Raw genomic sequence first — 18,145 nt, forward strand, 5'->3', positions numbered from 1 at the left:
TTCGGCATTATGGAAAAGGTTTTTCAGCCACAAATTCACGAATTTTATTCTTTTGATTTGTGTAATTGGAATTAAATAGTCACAAAAAATTGAGCTAATTCGTGAATTCGGGGCAAAAAACTAAATCAAAATCTTCTTCAAAGATTCCGCAATACTTCTCCACAAAAGATTGTAGAATGATCTGTCTTGAAGCCGTTCTACTTCAACTTCTGCAGTTTTGGCTTTGTCTTTCGAATCGTTTTTGACTAATAAATTGGCAACAGCTGTTTTAAGTTTGGCTTCTTTTTCATGATTTTTTTTCCTGTATAATTTTACTTTGAGATCATCGTAATCTAGAGAAGCATTTCCTTTTGATCCATTATCGTTTCCGTAGAAATTAAATCGGTATTTATTGAAAGTTCCAGTAAAAGTCGTATTGATATACGGTTTGGTAAATCTCGTCATTCCTCGAACATCAAAATTTGAAATTACGCCTTGAATATGAAATCCGTCACTTTTGTCCAGAACATTAAAACTCCAATCGACATCAAGAGGAGAATTTTTCATAAAAATACATTTGACTTTTATTTTTACATCATCCATTTTTTTTAAGCCAAAACCGCTTCGCAAATTAGTTGCCTGAAGATTGAACCTATCAAAAGTTAAAACTCCAGGGCCTTTGGCAACATCAAGTTCTTCTTCGTAAACTAATTTTGATTTCAAAACCTGAAGTGTGTCAATTTGCAGCGGAAATTTTAGATTTCGCAGTAAGTGATTGTACAGATATTTTTTGCTTGGATCGTCTTTTAGCATTTTTCCGCGGTAAATATTGGCATCAAAATGATTGATCACAAGCGAATTGGCTTTGAAATAAAAGCGATTATTTTTAAATCCCCAATCCATTTTTTCAACCTGAGCCGAATCAAATTTTAAATTGTAAATGTCTTTTTCTTTGTCGAGTCTTTTTACAAATTCATATCGTTCAAATTGAGGAAGATTAGAGAAATTATTGATTTTTAAAAAATTCTTTTCGGTACTTATTTTTCCAATATTGATATAATAGAAACCATTTGGCCTATAAAACAAACTGTCGCAAACTAGAGCATACTTTTCATATCGAATCGGAATTTTTTCTTTCAAAGTAGCATCAGTAATTAAAATGCCTTCTAGTTTTAAAAGGATTTTTTTAACGCTGAAAATGGGTTTTTCTGTATCTAGAGAAACAACATCAACAGATCCGTCGTTGAGGTAAATATTAGAAACTGCTATAATTTTTCGGAAGGGATCAATAATTTCTTTTTCAATGCTTTTACTGTTATTGATTAATTTTTCGCCTTTTTTGTATAAAATGATTCGTGGTTTATTAATAATGATACTCTCAGCTTGAATGATGTCACGGAAAGCCAAATCCCAAATGTTAAAGTGTTTTATGGTGATGGATTCGATTTTTGAAAAAAGCCCATTTTTACTGTCTTTAGGCTCGTTTTTCGGACTTACAAGCAAAGTTTGGGCATTAATATTTCTAGAAAAAAGAGAAACTTCAATTTTTTCATAATTGATATTATATGCGGTTTTATTTTTTTCGTGAATAATAATTGGAAGCTGTTTTTTTATCCAGTAATTCAACCCGATGTTGGCAAGAATTGCAATAACTAGCAGAGAAATTACTACAATCGCTATTTTTTTATAGATTGACATTTATAGTATTAATTTTAAATACATAAATTTAGAGTTTTAAAGACGGCTGTCTCTTATAAGATTTTTTAGAAAAATTACATTATTACAAATTTCATCCTTTTTAAGAATATGAGAATAATTAAAAAAATCCTGCTGGCCTTATTGGTTCTTATAGTAATTCTTGCGATTGGTTTGTGCGCCTATATTTTTCATTTAAAGCCTAAGTACGAAGGTTTATTAGAATTAAAAAATCTTAATAAAGAAACAACAGTCTATTTTGATGATTTTGGAGTGCCTCATATTTATGCAGATTCTGAAAAAGATGCCATGACGGCACTTGGTTATGTGCATGCGCAAGAAAGATTGTGGCAAATGGAATTATTACGACGAATTGCGCCAGGACGTCTTTCTGAAATTTTTGGTGGAGTTGCGCTAAAGAATGATAAATTTTTTGCTGGAATCGGAATTGAAGAAGCTTCGGCGAAAGCCATTGCAAAATTGGATAAAAACAGCGAAAGCTATAAACTCACTCAAGCTTATCTGGACGGAATTAATCAATATCTCGAAGAAGGAGTAACTCCGATAGAATTTACTTTGGTTGGCGTAAAAAAGCAGAAGTTTACCATAAAAGACGTTTATAATATTTTTGGTTATATGTCTTTTAGTTTTGCTATGGCTCAGAAAACAGATCCATTATTGACAGATATTAAAAATAAATACGGCGTTGCTTATTTGAAAGATTTAGGTATTGAAGGAGAATTTAATACTACCAGAATTAAAATTTCAAAAGAAAAAACTGAGGAATATACCGAGATTTCAAAATCTATAACCGCCATGTTGGATCAATCTCCGATTCCGCCATTTGTTGGAAGTAACAGCTGGGTTGTTGGTCCGCACAAATCGAAAACAGGAAAAGTTATTTTTGCTAATGATCCGCATATTGGGTTTTCGCAGCCTGCAACTTGGTATGAAGCGCATATTGTAACGCCAAAACATGAATTATACGGCTGTTATTTGGCAGGAACTCCGTTTCCGCTTTTGGCTCATAACAGAGATTACGCTTACGGTTTAACGATGTTTGAAAATGATGATATCGATTTTTATCAAGAAAAAAATAAAGCTGATGATGCTTCTCAATATCAGACTCCGATAGGTTTCGGTAAATATGAAATTAGAAAAAAAACGATAAAAGTTAAAGATTCTTCAGATGTTGTTTTGGCAGTTAAAATTACACGTCATGGTCCAGTTATGAATGATTTTATCGATCGTTTGGAAAAGAAAAATCCGATTGCAATGTCTTGGACATACACAAGAGAACCGATTCAGATTTTAGACGCGGCTTACGGTCTTTCTCACTCTAAAAACACTACTGATTTTAAAAAATCTGTGAGTTTAATTGCTGCGCCTGGCTTGAATGTAATGTACGGAGACGCCAAAGGAAATGTGGCTTGGTGGGCGAGCGGGAAATTGTACCGACATAATGAAGGCGTTAATACACATTTAATTTTAGACGGTTCAAGCGGTAAAGATGATATTACCAAATTTTTAGATTTTGAAGAAAATCCATCAGCTGAAAACCCAGTTTGGGGATATGTTTATTCTGCGAATAATCAGCCGGAAGCTATAGATAATGGCTATTTATATCCAGGATATTATCTGCCAGAAGATCGCGCCAAAAGAATCTCAGGAATTTTAGATGCGAAATCTGATTGGGATAAGGAAGCTATCAGCAAAATGATTTATGACAATACTTCTGATGTTGCTGTTGAGGTAGTTAAAAATTTGATGGCAAGTTTAGACAATAAATCGCTTTCGTATAATGAAAAAGAGGTTTTGGGAGTTTTAAAATCTTGGAAAGGAACAACAAATATTGAAGATGTTGCACCGACGATTTACAACAAATGGATTTATCTGTATTTGAAAAATACATTTGAGGATGAAATGGGCAAAGACAATTTCAATTTATTTTTAGGAATTTCTCTCGGGAAACAAGTCATTGCGAACCAAATAAAAAACGAAAATTCGGTTTGGTGGGATAATATTAAAACAAAAAATGTGAAGGAAACGAGAACAGACGTTGTTTCAAAATCATTTCACGATGCTGTTATTGCTTTGCAAAATCAGTTAGGAGAAAATATTGCAGAATGGAATTGGGGTAAAGTACATACTGTAGAACACGAACATCCTTTAGGAAAAGTCAAAGCGCTTCGCGGATTGTTTAATGTCGGGCCGTTTAATTCTCCAGGTTCAAATGAAGTAATCAATAATTTATTCTTCGGATTTAATGATGAAGGAAAATATTACACCAAAGGCGGACCTTCAACAAGAAGAATTGTCGATTTTGCCGATGTAGAAAACAGCTGGAGCATTTTACCAACTGGACAATCTGGAAATCCTTTTAGCAAACATTACGACGATCAGGCCGAAATGTACAATGAAGGAAAGTTCAGAAAAATGAAACTAAACAAAGACGAAATCATAAAGACTTCAACGAAATTGGTTTTGAAACCGAAGAAATAGTTTTTGCTTTCAAAGTTTCAAGTTTCAGGTTACAATCTTTGTCAAAGTTTCAAACTTTGACAAAGATAAGCGCACAAAAAAACTTAGAACCTTAGTATCTCAGAACCTTAGCATCTTATTTAGAAACATATTTCCCCTTCACAATATCATCAGCAAAAATGTTTAGATTATTAATAAGCACTTTATTATTGGTCATTACATTTTGGGACTGATAAACGGTGTCTTTTTCGTAAGCTTTTAATAAAGTTTCCAATTCAACTTCGTCAAAAACTACAAAACTATTGTAGATGGCATCTCTGAAATTTTTGTAATTGATACTTTGCGTAATTTCCATCGCTTTTTGTTCGTTCCAACCTTCTTTTGCTGAAGCTTCATTTATTTTAGATAAACAAAAATCAATCACATAATTTTTGTAGCAAGTTGCCTCAACAATTTTATCAATTATAATCTTATTTTGCTGACTTGGCATCAGCGGCTGACTGTTTTGTGATAAAGATTTAGAAGAAATAAAAAGACATACCAATACAGCTAAGAAACTGTGATTTTTTAGATTTTTCATAGGTGATTAAGTTATTTTGGGTGAGCTAAAATAGCATTAAAAAAAAATAATTCACCGAATTTGGATGTCCCAAGTTGTAACAAAAAAGCTCCGAAAAAATAGATTTTATATCTACTTTTTCGGAGCCATTTATAAGAATTTAATCTACAATTATTTGCCTTTATTTTTTAGAAAGCTCTTCCAAAACTTTTTTCCCGCCTTCATTTGTAGGATCCAATTCAACAGATTTTTTATAGTTGACCATGGCTAATTTTTTGTCTCCATCAGCTAAATACGCTTCACCTAAACTATCATAAACATTTCCAGATTTAGGGAAAGCTTCTACATTGATTTTGAAAACTTCAATCGCTTCTTTCTTTTTTCCAGTTTGCAATAATTGATATCCAACTCTATTCATGTCACCTTCTTTAATGGCATAGGTTGGATCGTTTTTTAGCTTTTTGTAGGCTTCTGTTCCAGCCGTTGCACCTTTTTCATTATAAATATCTAATAAGTCAAGAGCCAATGATTTTTTGGGCTGATTAAAAGGCTGGTTGTATAAAATAGCGCGAATTGCTGTATTCATTTCTCCCAAAACAGTTCCGCCAGTGTTATTCAATAAAACAACAAGATTCTTGTCTTTAGGAATACGCGAAATAATAGTATTAAATCCGTTGATGCCACCACCGTGCTCCACAACAGTCAATTTATCGTTTCCGTTTGGCACTTCATAAGTTGACCATCCGTATCCGTAAAAACCATTCCATGCTTTAATGTAAGGTTTAAATAAAGAATCCATGCTTTTCTCAGAAAGCAATTTATTAGTATAAAGTGCTTGATCCCATAAATACAAATCTTCTACAGTAGAATACAAAGACCCAGCGGCGTAAGGAATGCTCATGTCAAGATAAGGAGCGTTGACAATTTTCTTTCCTTCTTTTTCATAACCTGCAGCTCTATTTTTTATAATAACCTCGCTATGATCGTAACCAGTATTAACCATTCTTAGAGGTGTAAAAATCGTTTCTTGAAGATTATGCTCATACGATTTGCCAGTAATTTTTTCGATAATATAGCCCAATAGAAAATAACCGGAATTGCTATAGTTGAACTTTTCGCCCGGAGCAAAATCTAGCGGAAGACTAGAAAATGTTTTTACAAAAGCTTCTGGAGTATAAGGATTTCTTGCTTTTTCTTTTAGAAAATTTGGTGCATTGGTATAATTTGGAATTCCAGAGGTATGAGTCAATAAATGATGAATCGTAATTTTATTGCCATTTTCCTTTGGATAATCCGGAAGATAAGTAGTAATAGGAACATCTAGTTTGATTTTTCCTTCTTCTGCCAGTTTTATAATCAAAAGAGCAGTAAATTGTTTACTGATTGAACCCAATCTGAATTTAGTATCAGGCTGATTCGGGATATTCCATTCCATGTTGGCAGAGCCAAATCCTTTTTTAAAAATTACCTTTCCGTTTTCGGCTACTAGAGCAGAACCGTTAAATTGTCCGTATTCATTGTATTTGTTTAAAAGCTGTTCGATTTGCTGCGCTTTATCTTGAGCAAATGTGCTGAATGCAGTAAACTGGAAGGCAACAAAAAGTGCAATAAGTTTGATTGATTTTTTCATAATGGATTGATTATGTTTTTTAAGATTGGTGAAATTGATTCGCTTTTTGATTGATGATTGAAACTTTGCAACAAAAAGATATTCAGTATATTAAATCAAAAATATGTTTTTTTACTGAATAAATAAATGTCCTAGAATTTTAGACGATTGATTTGCGATTTGGTTTCAACAAAAAGCAGTTTTTTTTATTTTTTTCAGAATATAAAAAATCAGAGCACAGACCAAAGCAACTTTTACGCGGGTCTATGCTCATAACTAACAAATATTTTTAGGTAAATTAAGCCGTTAGAATTTTGCTTATATACAATAATACAAGGATAAATAATTTTAGCATAATGATTAAATTAAGTCTATTGCTTCGAGTTTACAGCAGAATGATTATAGCTTAAAGCTCGTTTTAATTTCCACTCATTATTTTCTAAAATCCACAAATGGGTAAATTTGGCTTTGCCTACAAGTTTTTCGTTTTTCTTTAATAATGGTTGCCCTTTTGTGGCAGTAGTTTCATAAAACTGATGAATGCCAATTTGTATTGCGGCGTACAAAACACCTTTTTTGTATAAAGGATAAATCTCAGTGCTTCCTGCAACCAATTCTCTTCTTGACCGATACGTTTCTTGCGAACCGCATAATCCGTTTTTAAAACTTTTTAAAAAATCTGCTTTATTTGAAAACCCGTCTTTGTCATGATAAAATTCAAGTTCGTCGCTAAATAAGTTTTCAAATTGTTTTATATCGCAGGCATTAAATCCGATGTCAAAGAGAAGACTGTCTTTTGCCATAATGGTTTTATACAAAATGGAATTTTTAGATTCTTGAGAAAACCCAACTTGGGTTTGGATAAAGAGAATTCCAATTAAAAGAAATTTTAGTGGAATAAGAGATTGATTAGATTTCATTTGTGATTGATTATTTGATTGATTCAACAAAAGTAATTCAATCAAAACTCACAAAATTGTACAAATGCGAAAACTTATCTTTTATGAGAAAGAAAATACGAATCAGGATCGAATGTTTTGGGAGTCGTTTTCGTTACATCTTTAAACTTTCTTATAAAATGGGATTGATCAAAATATTTATTGTAAAGCGCAATATCGGTCAGTTTTAATTTTTCTAAATCAGAATTCACCATTTGATCAACAGATTTTCGAAACTTTAAAATCTGAATATATTTTTTAATTGTTAATCCAGTTGCCGTTTTAAACTTAATCTGAAGCAATCGATGTGAAGTTTTTAATGCTGTACTGATTTCTGAAACCGAAATTTCGGAATCTTGACTTTTAATGATTTCGCAGATTTTTTCAATGGTATTTTTTTCTGAATGCAAATCAGATAAAGCTTCAAAATAAGTATTTATTGTATTTAATATAATCTCAATATCAGAGCCAATCTGAATTTTAAGAGGTAGCTCTTCGGGATTAATTTTGATGATGGAATCGGTAAAATTGCTTAAATCATATTTAGGAAACATCGAAAGTGTCCATGTATGAAACTGAATGATGGTAACTTTTGTTTTCGGATAAATATTGACCAGAACTTTATTAGTCATTTGCGAACAAAAGTAAACACCTTCGTTCATCTCATATTTGGCTTTACTCGTATGAACTTCGATGGAATTTCCAGTTACAAAAGCGAGATTGAAACAGCCGTTTGGCAGAACAAGTTTGTTTTCGATCAGGCTTTCGCCAATGCTGTTGTCCAAACACCAAATTTTATTGACGAATCGTTCCGTTTTAGAATTTACATAATGTTCGGAGTATAACTGCATTTTAGTCTGTGATGTAATAGTTTAAAATCGCAGACTAAAATACAGTTTTTCTGAGTTATTGTTTTAAACAAACTCTCCAAAATTATCTCGTTTAGTATTCTGCCATTCTTCCAAAATAATACTGAAATAAACATCATCTTTACTTTTCCCTTCAGAATCGACATAATTGTTTCTAAAAACGCCTTCTTTTACGGCGCCTAATTTTTCAATAGCTTTTTGAGATCTTAAATTTTCAAGATCGGCACTGAATTGTATTCTTCGAAATTGAATATTTTCAAAACCAAAATTCAATAATTCATATTTACACGCTTTGTTTAAACCAGTTCCCTGAAAATCTTTGCCGTACCACGTCCACCCAATTTCACATTTTTGGCTTGCGTGATTCAAATAACCATAACGCGTGCTTCCAGCAACTCGGTTTGTGGCTTTGTCAATAATAAGAAATGGATAACAAATTCCGTCTGCTTTTTGTTTTAATGTACTTTTTATATAGTTTTCAAAATCTTCATCGTTACGAACATACATTCCCATATACTTCCAGATTTCATCATCAAAAATAATTTCCTTGAGTTCTATGTTTCTTTTGCTTTCAAATGGAACTAAAAGCACTTTTTCATTCTCTAATATAATGTCTGACTTTAGAATTTCGCTGTTCATGAATTTTGAGTTTAGTTTATGGAAATAATTTAACACAAAACTAATTGTTTAATTTTTGTAAATAAATTTAATAAAATAACATTTTGTTATATTTTTAAATTGATATGAAACCACGTAAATCTTAGGAAATGATTATTTACAACATTTGTTCGTTTATTTTAAGGCTCATGTACAATTATTAGTTATTTTTACGACCCAATATTAGATTTTCCTCGATGCAAACATCATTAAAAATTGCAGTTGTTGGTTCTGGACTTGTAGGGTCGCTTCTGGCAATTTATCTTAAAAGAGCTGGTCACACTGTTCATGTCTATGACCGCAGCCCCGATATTAGAAATATAAATTTTTCTGGCCGTTCTATTAATTTAGCAATGTCCAACCGTGGCTGGAAAGCTTTGGATGCAGTTGGTGTAGGCGATGCAGTTAGAGAAATTGCAATTCCGATGGATAAACGCGCGATTCATTTGGTAGACAAACTAAATTTTCAGAATTACGGACAAGAAGGAGAATCCATATATTCTATTTCAAGAGGAACATTAAACAGAAAAATGATTGATCTTGCTGAAGAAGCAGGAGCCGAATTTCATTTTGAACAAAAAGTTTGGGATGTTACTTTAAACGATGCAACGCTTCATATTGGCGAAAGCGAAAGGGGAGAGTGGGAAGAAAGAAAGTTTGATATGGTTTTTGGTGCCGATGGGGCTTTTTCTAGAATTCGTCACAGAATGCAGCGTCAGAGTATGTTTAATTATTCTCAGGAATTTTTAAATATGGGCTATAAAGAATTAAATATTCCAGCAAATCCAGACGGAACGCATAAATTAGATAAAAACTCATTTCATATTTGGCCAAGAGGCGAATACATGTTAATTGCGCTCCCTAATCTTGATGGAAGTTTTACCTGTACTTTATTTATGCCTTTTGAAGGAGAAAATTCTTTTGAATCGCTAACCGACCGTAAAATGGTTGAAGATTTCTTCGAGAAAAATTTCCCAGATTCTATTGAAGTAATTCCAGAACTGGCAAATGATTTCTTTAAAAATCCAACTAGTACTTTGGTTACCATGAAATGTTTCCCTTGGACGTACGAAAACAAAATTGCTTTGATTGGAGATGCTTGTCATGCTATTGTTCCTTTTTACGGACAAGGTATGAATGCTGGATTTGAAGATATCACCGTTTTGAGCGAAATGATTGAAAAGTACCAAGACGATTGGAAAAAAATATTTACAGAATATCAAATCTCAAGAAAACCCAATGCAGATGCCATTGCAGAACTTTCGTATCGAAATTTCTTAGAGATGAGTACCAAAACAGCAGATGAAAAATTCTTGCTACAAAAGAAAATAGAAAAAGTCTTCTCAGATAAACATCCAGACAAGTGGATTCCTCTTTATAGCCGTGTTACTTTCAGTGATCGACCATATGCCGAAGCTTTAGCAATCGGAGATTATCAAAACGGAATCATGGAAGAAGTTCTTAAAATGGAAAATATCGAAAACATTTGGGATGGTCCAGAAGTCGAAAAGAGAATTTTGACATTATTGGAGCAGGCCTAAGTTTTATACCTAATATAAGTATAAACTTTATACAAAATAATAAACCCGACAGATTTGCAAGAATTTGTCGGGTTTTATATTTTAGATGGTTTAGTTTTTTTTATTTCTTAAATATTTTAGTCAGAACCCCAAAAACACCTCTTATAAAAGTAGCGCTTGTTACTACTTTCAAAACAGATTTTGTAACAACTTCTGTAGTGCTTGGCCCTGCTTTTGTTGATTTGGCAGGAGCTTGTTCTTCTTGCTGAGCTGCGGCTTCTGCTGCTTCCGTCAGTTTTTTGTTTAAAATTTCAAAAGCACTCTCGCGGTCAATTTCTTCAGCGTATTTCTTAACTAATTTCGATTTGCCGTTTATTTCATCAATTTCAGATTGAGATAAAACATCCATTCGGCTCATTGGTGCACGCATCATGGTCGCTACAAGAGGAGTTGGAATACCTTTTTCGTTTAATGCTGTTACCAAAGCTTCTCCAATTCCTAAACTCGTTAATAATTCGTCTGTTTTATAATAAGGAGAAGTAGGGTAGTTGTCCGCTGTTTTTTTAATCGCCTGACGATCATTTGCTGTAAAAGCTCTTAGCGCATGCTGAATCTTTAATCCTAACTGAGCCAAAACACCGCTTGGAACATCCATTGGATTTTGGGTAACAAAATAAAGTCCGACACCTTTTGAACGAATCAATTTTACGATTGTTTCAATCTGCTCTAAAAGTGCTTTGCTGGCTTCATTAAAAATTAAATGTGCTTCGTCAATAAAGATTACCAATTCAGGCTGATCTGCATCTCCTTTTTCTGGCATCTTCTGATAAATTTCGGCCAAAAGACTTAACATAAAAGTCGAGAATAATTTTGGTTTATCCTGAATATCCGTCAAGCGGATGATATTTACATAACCTTTTCCGTTTTCATCAATTCGCATCAAATCATCAGTCTCAAAAGACAATTCGCCAAAAAACAAATCACCGCCTTGCTGTTCCAATTCTATAATCTTTCTAAGAATAGTTCCAGTTGTGGCAGTCGAAATTTTTCCATAACTGGCAGCGATTTCGTCTTTGCCTTCTTCAGTGATATAATTAATTACTTTTTTAATGTCTTTTAAATCCAATAAAGGCATCTTGTTATCATCACAATATTTGAAAATAACCGCAACGACCCCGGCTTGAGTATCATTTAAATCTAAAATTCGAGAAAATAAAACAGGTCCAAACTCAGAAACAGTGGCGCGAAGGCGTACTCCATTCTGTTTGGATAAAGACATCAATTCAACAGGAAATGCTGCTACATTATAAGGTATATTAATTTTAGCATGACGTTCTGTAATAAAACCTTCTTCTTTACCTTCTTTTGCAATACCACTAAAGTCTCCTTTAATATCCATCATCAGTACAGGAATTCCCGCATTAGAAAGCTGTTCAGAAAAAACCTGAATTGTTTTCGTTTTTCCTGTTCCAGTTGCGCCAGCAATTAACCCGTGACGATTTAAAGTTTTTAGTGGAATTTTGACATGCGCTTCTGCAATTGGCTCACCATCAAGAATTGCACCTCCAAGTATGATGCTGTCTCCCTTAGATGAGTACCCAGTATTTATGTCTGCAATAAAATTCTCTTTTTTATTCATGTTTTTATTTGTAATTTAGATTGTTATGAATATTGCTTTGTTTTTGGGCGCTTTTTATGTGGTTTTTTTTAGTAAGAAAAAGCTTTTTTTGATTGAAAAATTAATAAAAAAAAAAATCTCAGCTTTTTAAGAAGATATCAAAGGAATCTTTGAATATTTACTAAAACGTTGTAATTTTTCTAATTATCGTCCTTTTTTTTGTTTTATCTAAAAAATGATGCGACCAATTTAATGAGATATTTTTTAATTTGAAGTTAAATTTCGGTCAATTAAATTAAAAAAAGTTTTTTTATTTAAACTAAACGTATAAATTTGCTCCTCTACAAGTTAAATATAACTAAAAAATAAAAATTATTTAAAACTATTAAAATTAAAAAAAATGGCAAACGTTAAAGTTAAAAAAGAAAGCACTTCAAATGGCGGAGGAATGATCACAGGAATCATTATTGTAGCGTGTATCTTAGTAGGGGTGTTTATTTGGAAAGTAATCATGGGGGATTCTGCGAACTTCGAAGGAGGTAATCCAGAAACAGGACATCCAATCAATACATTAGGACAAGTATATAAAGGAGGTTTCATCGTACCAGTATTATTAGGTATGTTTTTAATGGTTGTTGTTTTTTCTATTGAAAGATTTATTGTTATCGGTAAAGCTGCTGGAAAAACTAACCTTGACAAATTCATGAAAAGTGTTCAAGGAAGTATTAAAGAAGGAAACATCGAAGCTGCTATCGCTTCTTGCGACAAACAACAAGGTTCAGTTGCAAACGCAATTAAATCAGCTTTAGTAAAATACCAAGATGTTAAAAAAGAAGGATTCAACAGCGAAGAAGCTTCAGAAGTAATCCACAAAGAAATTGAAGAGGCAACTTCATTAGAAATGCCAATGTTAGAGAAAAACATGACTATTATCTCTACTTTAGTATCTTTAGGTACATTAGGAGGATTATTAGGAACTGTATCTGGTATGATTAAAGCGTTTGGTGCGTTAGCTTCTGCTGGTACTCCTGACCAAGCTGCTCTTGCAACAGGTATCTCTGAGGCACTTATCAACACTGCTACAGGTATCTCTACTTCTATCTTAGCAATTGTTTCTTACAACTTCTTTACTGCTAAAATTGACGATTTAACTTACTCTATCGATGAGGCTGGTACTACAATCGTTAATACTTACAGAAAATTCAGAGGAAGTTTAAGACAATAATTAATTTTTGATATTTATTTATCAAAAAAATAAAATAAAAGATAATGGCTAAAATAAAAATGAAAAAAAAGTCTACATCGACAGATATGACTGCGATGTGTGATGTAGCGTTCCTTTTGCTAACGTTCTTTATTTTGACCGCTACTGCTAAAGTGCCAGAGGCACTTCCTGTAGATACTCCTGCATCTACTGTACAAACTAAATTACCAGATACAGATTTGGCTATTATTACAGTAGGAAAAGGAAAAGTATTTTTTGACATCAAAGGAAGAGAGATTCGTAAAAGAACTCTTGAAGGAATTGGTGCAAAATATGGTATTAATTTCTCTGAAGAAGATAAAACCAAATTTGCATTGATGGACGACTTCGGTGTGCCAGTTACAGGTTTAAAGCAGATCATTGATATGAAAGCGGCGGACAGAACCAAAGCAAATCAACCTGGAATTCCTTTGGACTCATTAGATAATCAATTAAAAGAATGGCTTCTAATTTCTAGAAGAGCTACAATTGATTTAGATGACAAAGAATTGCAGATTGCTATTAAGGGAGATGCGAAGGAAGAGTATCCAAAAATCAAAAAGATTATGGATATCTTACAAGATCAGAAAATCAATTCCTTTAACTTAGTTACAGGTACGAGAGGGAAAGACTTTTAATTTAAAAATATACACTAAATGGCTGAATTAAATACCGGCGACGGCGGTGGTGGTAAAGGTGGTAAAGTAAGAAGCAAAAAGCAGAATTCGAAAGTCGATTTAACGGCGATGGTGGATTTGGCATTCTTATTGATTACATTCTTTATGTTAACTACTTCGTTGTCAAAACCACAATCGATGGATTTGTCGTTGCCTGATAAAGAGGATGATCCAAATAAACCAAAAGTTGATACTAAAGTAGACGAAAATCGTACCATGACAGTAATGTTAGGTGGCGATAATAAAATGGTTTACTATATGGGATTATTAGCGACACCGAAAGTAGGGCCAAAAGACATTGCATATGGTAAAGATGGTATCCGTAAAGAATTACTTAAACAGAAAAAAAATGTTTTAGCTTATTCTGCAGCTTTAGGGAAACCTAAAAACGGAATCATTGTGATTATTAAACCAACTAAGAAATCAAATTACCGTAATCTGGTTGATATCTTAGATGAGATGGCTATCACTGGAGTTGAAACTTATGCGATTGTTCCAGAGTTTACACCAGAGGAAACGAAATTGATAGATAAAAAATAAGAGCAATCTTAGTTTTGTCAACTTAAAAATCAAGAAAAATGAAATTAGATATTATAAAAAATCAGTGGCTTGATATCGTATTCGAAGGTCGTAATAAGATATATGGAGCATACGAGCTGAGAAAATCGAACGGAAAAACAACTGTGAAAGCACTTGTTATCGGTTCTCTTATTTTCAGTTTTGCAGTTGCTGCTCCTCTTATTGCAAGTTTCTTACCTGATTCTTCAGAAGAAGAGGTGAACAAAGATATTAAGATTGCAACGGTAAAATTACCTCCAAAGAAAAAAGAGGAAATTAAACCAAATACACCACCGCCACCACCACCGCCACCAAAAGTGGATCAGGTTAAATTCGTTAAGCCTGTGGTTGCAAAAGCGGAGGAAGTAACTGAAGACCCACCAAAAATTGTTGATTTAAAAGACAAAAAAGTTGGTGCTGAGACTATCAAAGGTGATCCAGATGCAGTTTTAACTGTTGATGAGCCAGTTGGTAAAGGACCAGTAGCAGAGGTGGTTCAAGAAGATAACACTGTATACAACACAGCTGGTATCGAAGTAAAACCAGATTTCCCAGGAGGTATTGATAAATTCTACAAATTCGTAGGAAACAACTACAAAACTCCAGAAGAAGAAGGTTTAAAAGGTAAAGTTTACGTTACGTTTGTAGTTGAAAAAGACGGGTCGTTAACAGATATTAAAGTTTTAAGAGATATCGGTTACGGAACAGGAGCAGAAGCAATTCGTGTTCTTAAGAAATGTCCAAAATGGACTCCCGGCGAGCAAAATGGTAAAAAAGTTAGGGTATTATACTCTCTTCCTATTACTATTCAATCTGCAGAATAATGTTAAAAGATATGCTTAATAATATTCAGAAGAAATCGCTCAAAGAGCGATTTCTTCTTGTTTTAGGAATACTCTTTTTTTTAATATATCTTGTACTCGGTTTAATGATTATGTTTTGGGAAAAACTCCCATTGAATATGGAACCTAAATACAGATATGCATTTGGAGGTTTACTAATTGTATATTCTGGAATAAGATTTTTAAGATTAATTAATTCAAAAGAATAATTATGTTGAAATATAGTAAGGCTTTAGGTTTGATGGTTTTTGTCTTTTTGTTTGCAATGTGCAACCAAAAAAGCAAAAATGAAGCTGAAAAAGAAACCATTTTAAAAGGATCACTTGATATTACAGTTGATGAAACTGTAAAACAAATCGTAGACGATCAGGTTGCTGTTTTTGAAGGAACTTACTATGATGCAAAAATTACAGTAAAGCCAAAATCAGAAGCTGAAGTAATTAATGATTTATTAAATCAAAAAGCTAAAGTTGTCATCACAACTCGAGATCTGACTCCAGAAGAGAAGACTCGTTTTGAAAAAAGCAAAATTAATCCTAGAGTGACGCCTTTTGCACGTGATGCAGTTGCTTTTATTTCAAACAAAAGCAATAATGATACTCTTGTTGCGTTGAAAAGTGTAATCGATTTTATTCAGGGAAAACCGGATGGTAAGATTAAAGGACTCGTTTTTGATAATCCTAATTCAAGTACTGTTCGCTACATGAAAGATTTAGCCAAGGTGAATGAAGTTCCAAAAGCTGGCGTTTTCTCTTTTAAAACAAATAACGAAGTAATAAAATTTGTTTCTGAAAATGATGGAATGATTGGTGTTATTGGAGTAAATTGGCTGTATCAGCCAACTCCTGACATGACAGAAACAATCAAAAAAATAAATGTTTTAAGTGTGCAAGGCCTTAATGGTGGTGGATACTACAGCCCAACGCAAAATGACCTTGGAGAGGAGAAGTACCCTTTGGCACGTGATTTGTTTATTATCAATTGTCAAGGTTATTCAGGGCTTGGAATGGGGTTTGCTTCATTCATAGCTGGAGATATTGGACAGCGTATAGTATTGAAATCAGGTTTACTGCCATATAAAACTCCAGGGCGTAAGCTGAAAATTAGAAGTGAAATTATAAAAGATAAAGAATAAATTAATTACGATAAAGATGAATAAATTTAAAATTTTTAGTCTTGCATTAGTTGCCTCGGCCACTGCGGCAAAAGCGCAAGACATCAACCAAGCAAAGAAGGCAATTGATGCTGAACAATTTGATAAAGCAAAAAACATACTTAAATCAATTATTAAAGCAAAACCATCTGATGGTGAAGCTAATTTTGTACTAGGTAATGTTTATTTAAACCAATCTGTTGTTGACTCTGCAAAAATCTATTACAATAATGGATTGCAGGCTTCAGATAAGAAAAACTTAAATTATATTGGTTTAGGTCAATTAGATCTTGATGCAAAAAACACTGCAGCTGCTCAAGCAAATTTTGCTCTAGCTACTAAAGACATGAGAAAAAAAGATGTAAATGAATTTATTTATATCGCTAGAGCATATATGAACTCTGAAAATCCAGATTATAAAAATGCTATTGAAGTTTTAAAACGCGCTTTATTAGTTGATCCGCAGAATGCACAAGCATTATTAGCAATTGGAGATGCTTACTATGGAGCAAACAATCAAAATGATGCTTACAAAGCATACCGTGATGCATTTACTGCTGACAATACTTTATTGAGAGCAAAAATGCAGTTAGGTGTCTTATTAAAAGGGGCTAAATCTTATGATGAAGCAATTAAATCATTCAATGAAGTTATCGCATTAGATGCTAATTATGGGCCAGTTTACAGAGAATTAGCTGAGACATATTACAAATGGGCTAGAAATAAACCTTCTACTGCTAAAGTTAATTTGCAAAATGCAATTACAAACTACGAGAAGTATTTAAGTTTGACAGATTACTCGCTTGATTCTAAAATGCGTCATGCAGATTTCTTAATCTTGGTAAAAGATTACAAACAGCTAGAAACTGTTGCAAACAAAATGATTGCTCAAGATAAAGTAAATCCTAGAATTTACAGATATTTAGGTTATGCGGCTTACGAAAATGGTAATGTTGATGTAGCAATTAAATCTATAGAAGATTATATCAAAGCGCCAGGAAACAAAGTTATTGGTAGAGATTACTACTACTTAGGATTGGCTAAAATTAAAAAAGGAACAGCTGCTGATGGTACAATAAATCAAGCTGCTTTTGATGCAGGTTTAGCTGATATCAAAAAAGCTGTTGAATTGGAGCCTTTAGTAGTTGAAGAATTTGCAGACTTTGGAAAAGAATTATTCGGTAAAAAACAATATGCACAAGCAGCTGCTATCTTTGAGCTTGGAGCAAGTAACCCAGAGTCTAAAAATTACTTAGATGACAGTGTTTATTATGGAATTTCTTTATACTACGGTAACGCTAGTAAACCAAAAGAAAGCCGTGATGCTGTAGCTTTAGGAAAAGCAGATGCAGCTTTTGACAAAATTTTAACTACAGCTCCTAATTACGATGAAGCTTACTTGTATAAAGCAAGAATCAACTCTTTGTTAGACAAAGATGATTTGATCATTAAAAACTACGAAGAGTACGTTACTAAAATTACAGCAAAAGGTCCTGAAGAAGTGGCGAAACCAGCTGTAGCAAAGAAAATTATTGAAGCTTACAACAGTATTGGTGCTGCTTATGCTAATACAGACAAAGCTAAAGCTGTTGAATATTTCAATAAAACTTTAGTTTTAGATCCAGCAAATTCATATGCGACACAGTCAATAAAATCTTTAAAATAATATAGATTTTTATAAATAATAAAAACCGGTAGTTCAATAAACTATCGGTTTTTTTTGTTCCGTATATTATTGACTATCTTT

General features: G+C 33.0%; 16 protein-coding genes. 9 read left to right on the forward strand and 7 right to left on the reverse strand.

Translation table 11 applies throughout. The features are described from left to right. Positions 1-120: 120 nt before the first annotated feature. Positions 121-1,677 (reverse strand): hypothetical protein, encoded by a 1,557-nt coding sequence (locus tag BB050_RS09980; protein ID WP_066033469.1) that lies wholly within the window; start codon positions 1,675-1,677, stop codon positions 121-123. Positions 1,678-1,785: 108 nt separating this feature from the next. Between BB050_RS09980 and BB050_RS09985 the strand changes: the two genes are divergently transcribed. Beyond that, positions 1,786-4,176: a penicillin acylase family protein gene (locus tag BB050_RS09985; RefSeq protein ID WP_066033470.1), complete on the forward strand. Its 2,391-nt coding sequence runs from the start codon at positions 1,786-1,788 to the stop codon at positions 4,174-4,176. Positions 4,177-4,291: 115 nt separating this feature from the next. On the opposite strand, the gene BB050_RS09990 is transcribed toward BB050_RS09985, so the two are convergent. The 5 genes from BB050_RS09990 to BB050_RS10010 all read right to left on the reverse strand — a co-directional run bounded on the left by BB050_RS09990 (position 4,292) and on the right by BB050_RS10010 (position 8,769). Continuing rightward, positions 4,292-4,735 (reverse strand): hypothetical protein, encoded by a 444-nt coding sequence (locus tag BB050_RS09990; RefSeq protein ID WP_066033471.1) that lies wholly within the window; start codon positions 4,733-4,735, stop codon positions 4,292-4,294. A gap of 160 nt (positions 4,736-4,895) precedes the next feature. Beyond that, the gene (locus BB050_RS09995) at positions 4,896-6,344 is read right to left on the reverse strand and encodes a serine hydrolase domain-containing protein (protein ID WP_066033472.1); all 1,449 of its coding nucleotides are present in this window, start codon (positions 6,342-6,344) and stop codon (positions 4,896-4,898) included. 350 nt (positions 6,345-6,694) lie between these two features. Further along, the gene (locus BB050_RS10000) at positions 6,695-7,243 is read right to left on the reverse strand and encodes a nuclear transport factor 2 family protein (protein ID WP_066033473.1); all 549 of its coding nucleotides are present in this window, start codon (positions 7,241-7,243) and stop codon (positions 6,695-6,697) included. 74 nt (positions 7,244-7,317) lie between these two features. After that, on the reverse strand, positions 7,318-8,112 hold the full coding sequence (locus tag BB050_RS10005; protein WP_066033474.1) for a helix-turn-helix domain-containing protein: 795 nt from the start codon (positions 8,110-8,112) through the stop codon (positions 7,318-7,320). A gap of 63 nt (positions 8,113-8,175) precedes the next feature. Continuing rightward, the gene (locus BB050_RS10010) at positions 8,176-8,769 is read right to left on the reverse strand and encodes a GNAT family N-acetyltransferase (RefSeq protein ID WP_066033475.1); all 594 of its coding nucleotides are present in this window, start codon (positions 8,767-8,769) and stop codon (positions 8,176-8,178) included. Between the two features lie 215 nt (positions 8,770-8,984). Here BB050_RS10010 and BB050_RS10015 point away from each other — a divergent pair, with 215 nt between their 5' ends. After that, positions 8,985-10,328 carry an FAD-dependent oxidoreductase gene (locus BB050_RS10015; RefSeq protein WP_066033476.1) on the forward strand — a complete coding sequence of 448 codons (1,344 nt, stop codon included), beginning with the start codon at positions 8,985-8,987 and terminating at the stop codon, positions 10,326-10,328. A 100-nt stretch (positions 10,329-10,428) separates the two neighbouring features. On the opposite strand, the gene BB050_RS10020 is transcribed toward BB050_RS10015, so the two are convergent. Further along, complete coding sequence (locus BB050_RS10020; RefSeq protein ID WP_066033477.1) at positions 10,429-11,946, reverse strand: helicase HerA-like domain-containing protein; 1,518 nt, start codon at positions 11,944-11,946, stop codon at positions 10,429-10,431. Between the two features lie 379 nt (positions 11,947-12,325). On the opposite strand from BB050_RS10020, the gene BB050_RS10025 reads away from it, so the two are divergent. From BB050_RS10025 to BB050_RS10055, 7 genes are read left to right on the forward strand one after another with little or no spacing between them, the layout of a single operon-like run. Next, positions 12,326-13,150 (forward strand): MotA/TolQ/ExbB proton channel family protein, encoded by an 825-nt coding sequence (locus BB050_RS10025; protein WP_008464979.1) that lies wholly within the window; start codon positions 12,326-12,328, stop codon positions 13,148-13,150. 44 nt (positions 13,151-13,194) lie between these two features. Further along, on the forward strand, positions 13,195-13,806 hold the full coding sequence (locus BB050_RS10030; RefSeq protein ID WP_066033478.1) for an ExbD/TolR family protein: 612 nt from the start codon (positions 13,195-13,197) through the stop codon (positions 13,804-13,806). Positions 13,807-13,824: 18 nt separating this feature from the next. Continuing rightward, positions 13,825-14,385: an ExbD/TolR family protein gene (locus BB050_RS10035; RefSeq protein ID WP_066033479.1), complete on the forward strand. Its 561-nt coding sequence runs from the start codon at positions 13,825-13,827 to the stop codon at positions 14,383-14,385. Between the two features lie 38 nt (positions 14,386-14,423). Then, complete coding sequence (locus BB050_RS10040; RefSeq protein ID WP_066033480.1) at positions 14,424-15,227, forward strand: energy transducer TonB; 804 nt, start codon at positions 14,424-14,426, stop codon at positions 15,225-15,227. Further along, entirely contained in the window at positions 15,227-15,454 is a 228-nt protein-coding gene (locus BB050_RS22280) for a hypothetical protein (RefSeq protein WP_008464973.1), read from the forward strand. The genes BB050_RS10040 and BB050_RS22280 overlap by 1 nt, the downstream gene beginning before the upstream one ends. Positions 15,455-15,456: 2 nt before the next feature. Further along, complete coding sequence (locus BB050_RS10050) at positions 15,457-16,380, forward strand: PstS family phosphate ABC transporter substrate-binding protein (RefSeq protein WP_066033481.1); 924 nt, start codon at positions 15,457-15,459, stop codon at positions 16,378-16,380. A 16-nt stretch (positions 16,381-16,396) separates the two neighbouring features. Beyond that, positions 16,397-18,064 carry a tetratricopeptide repeat protein gene (locus tag BB050_RS10055; RefSeq protein ID WP_066033482.1) on the forward strand — a complete coding sequence of 556 codons (1,668 nt, stop codon included), beginning with the start codon at positions 16,397-16,399 and terminating at the stop codon, positions 18,062-18,064. Positions 18,065-18,145: the final 81 nt, after the last annotated feature.

It is taken from the genome of Flavobacterium anhuiense (genome assembly GCF_001705175.1).
In the GTDB taxonomy this organism is placed as follows: domain Bacteria; phylum Bacteroidota; class Bacteroidia; order Flavobacteriales; family Flavobacteriaceae; genus Flavobacterium; species Flavobacterium anhuiense.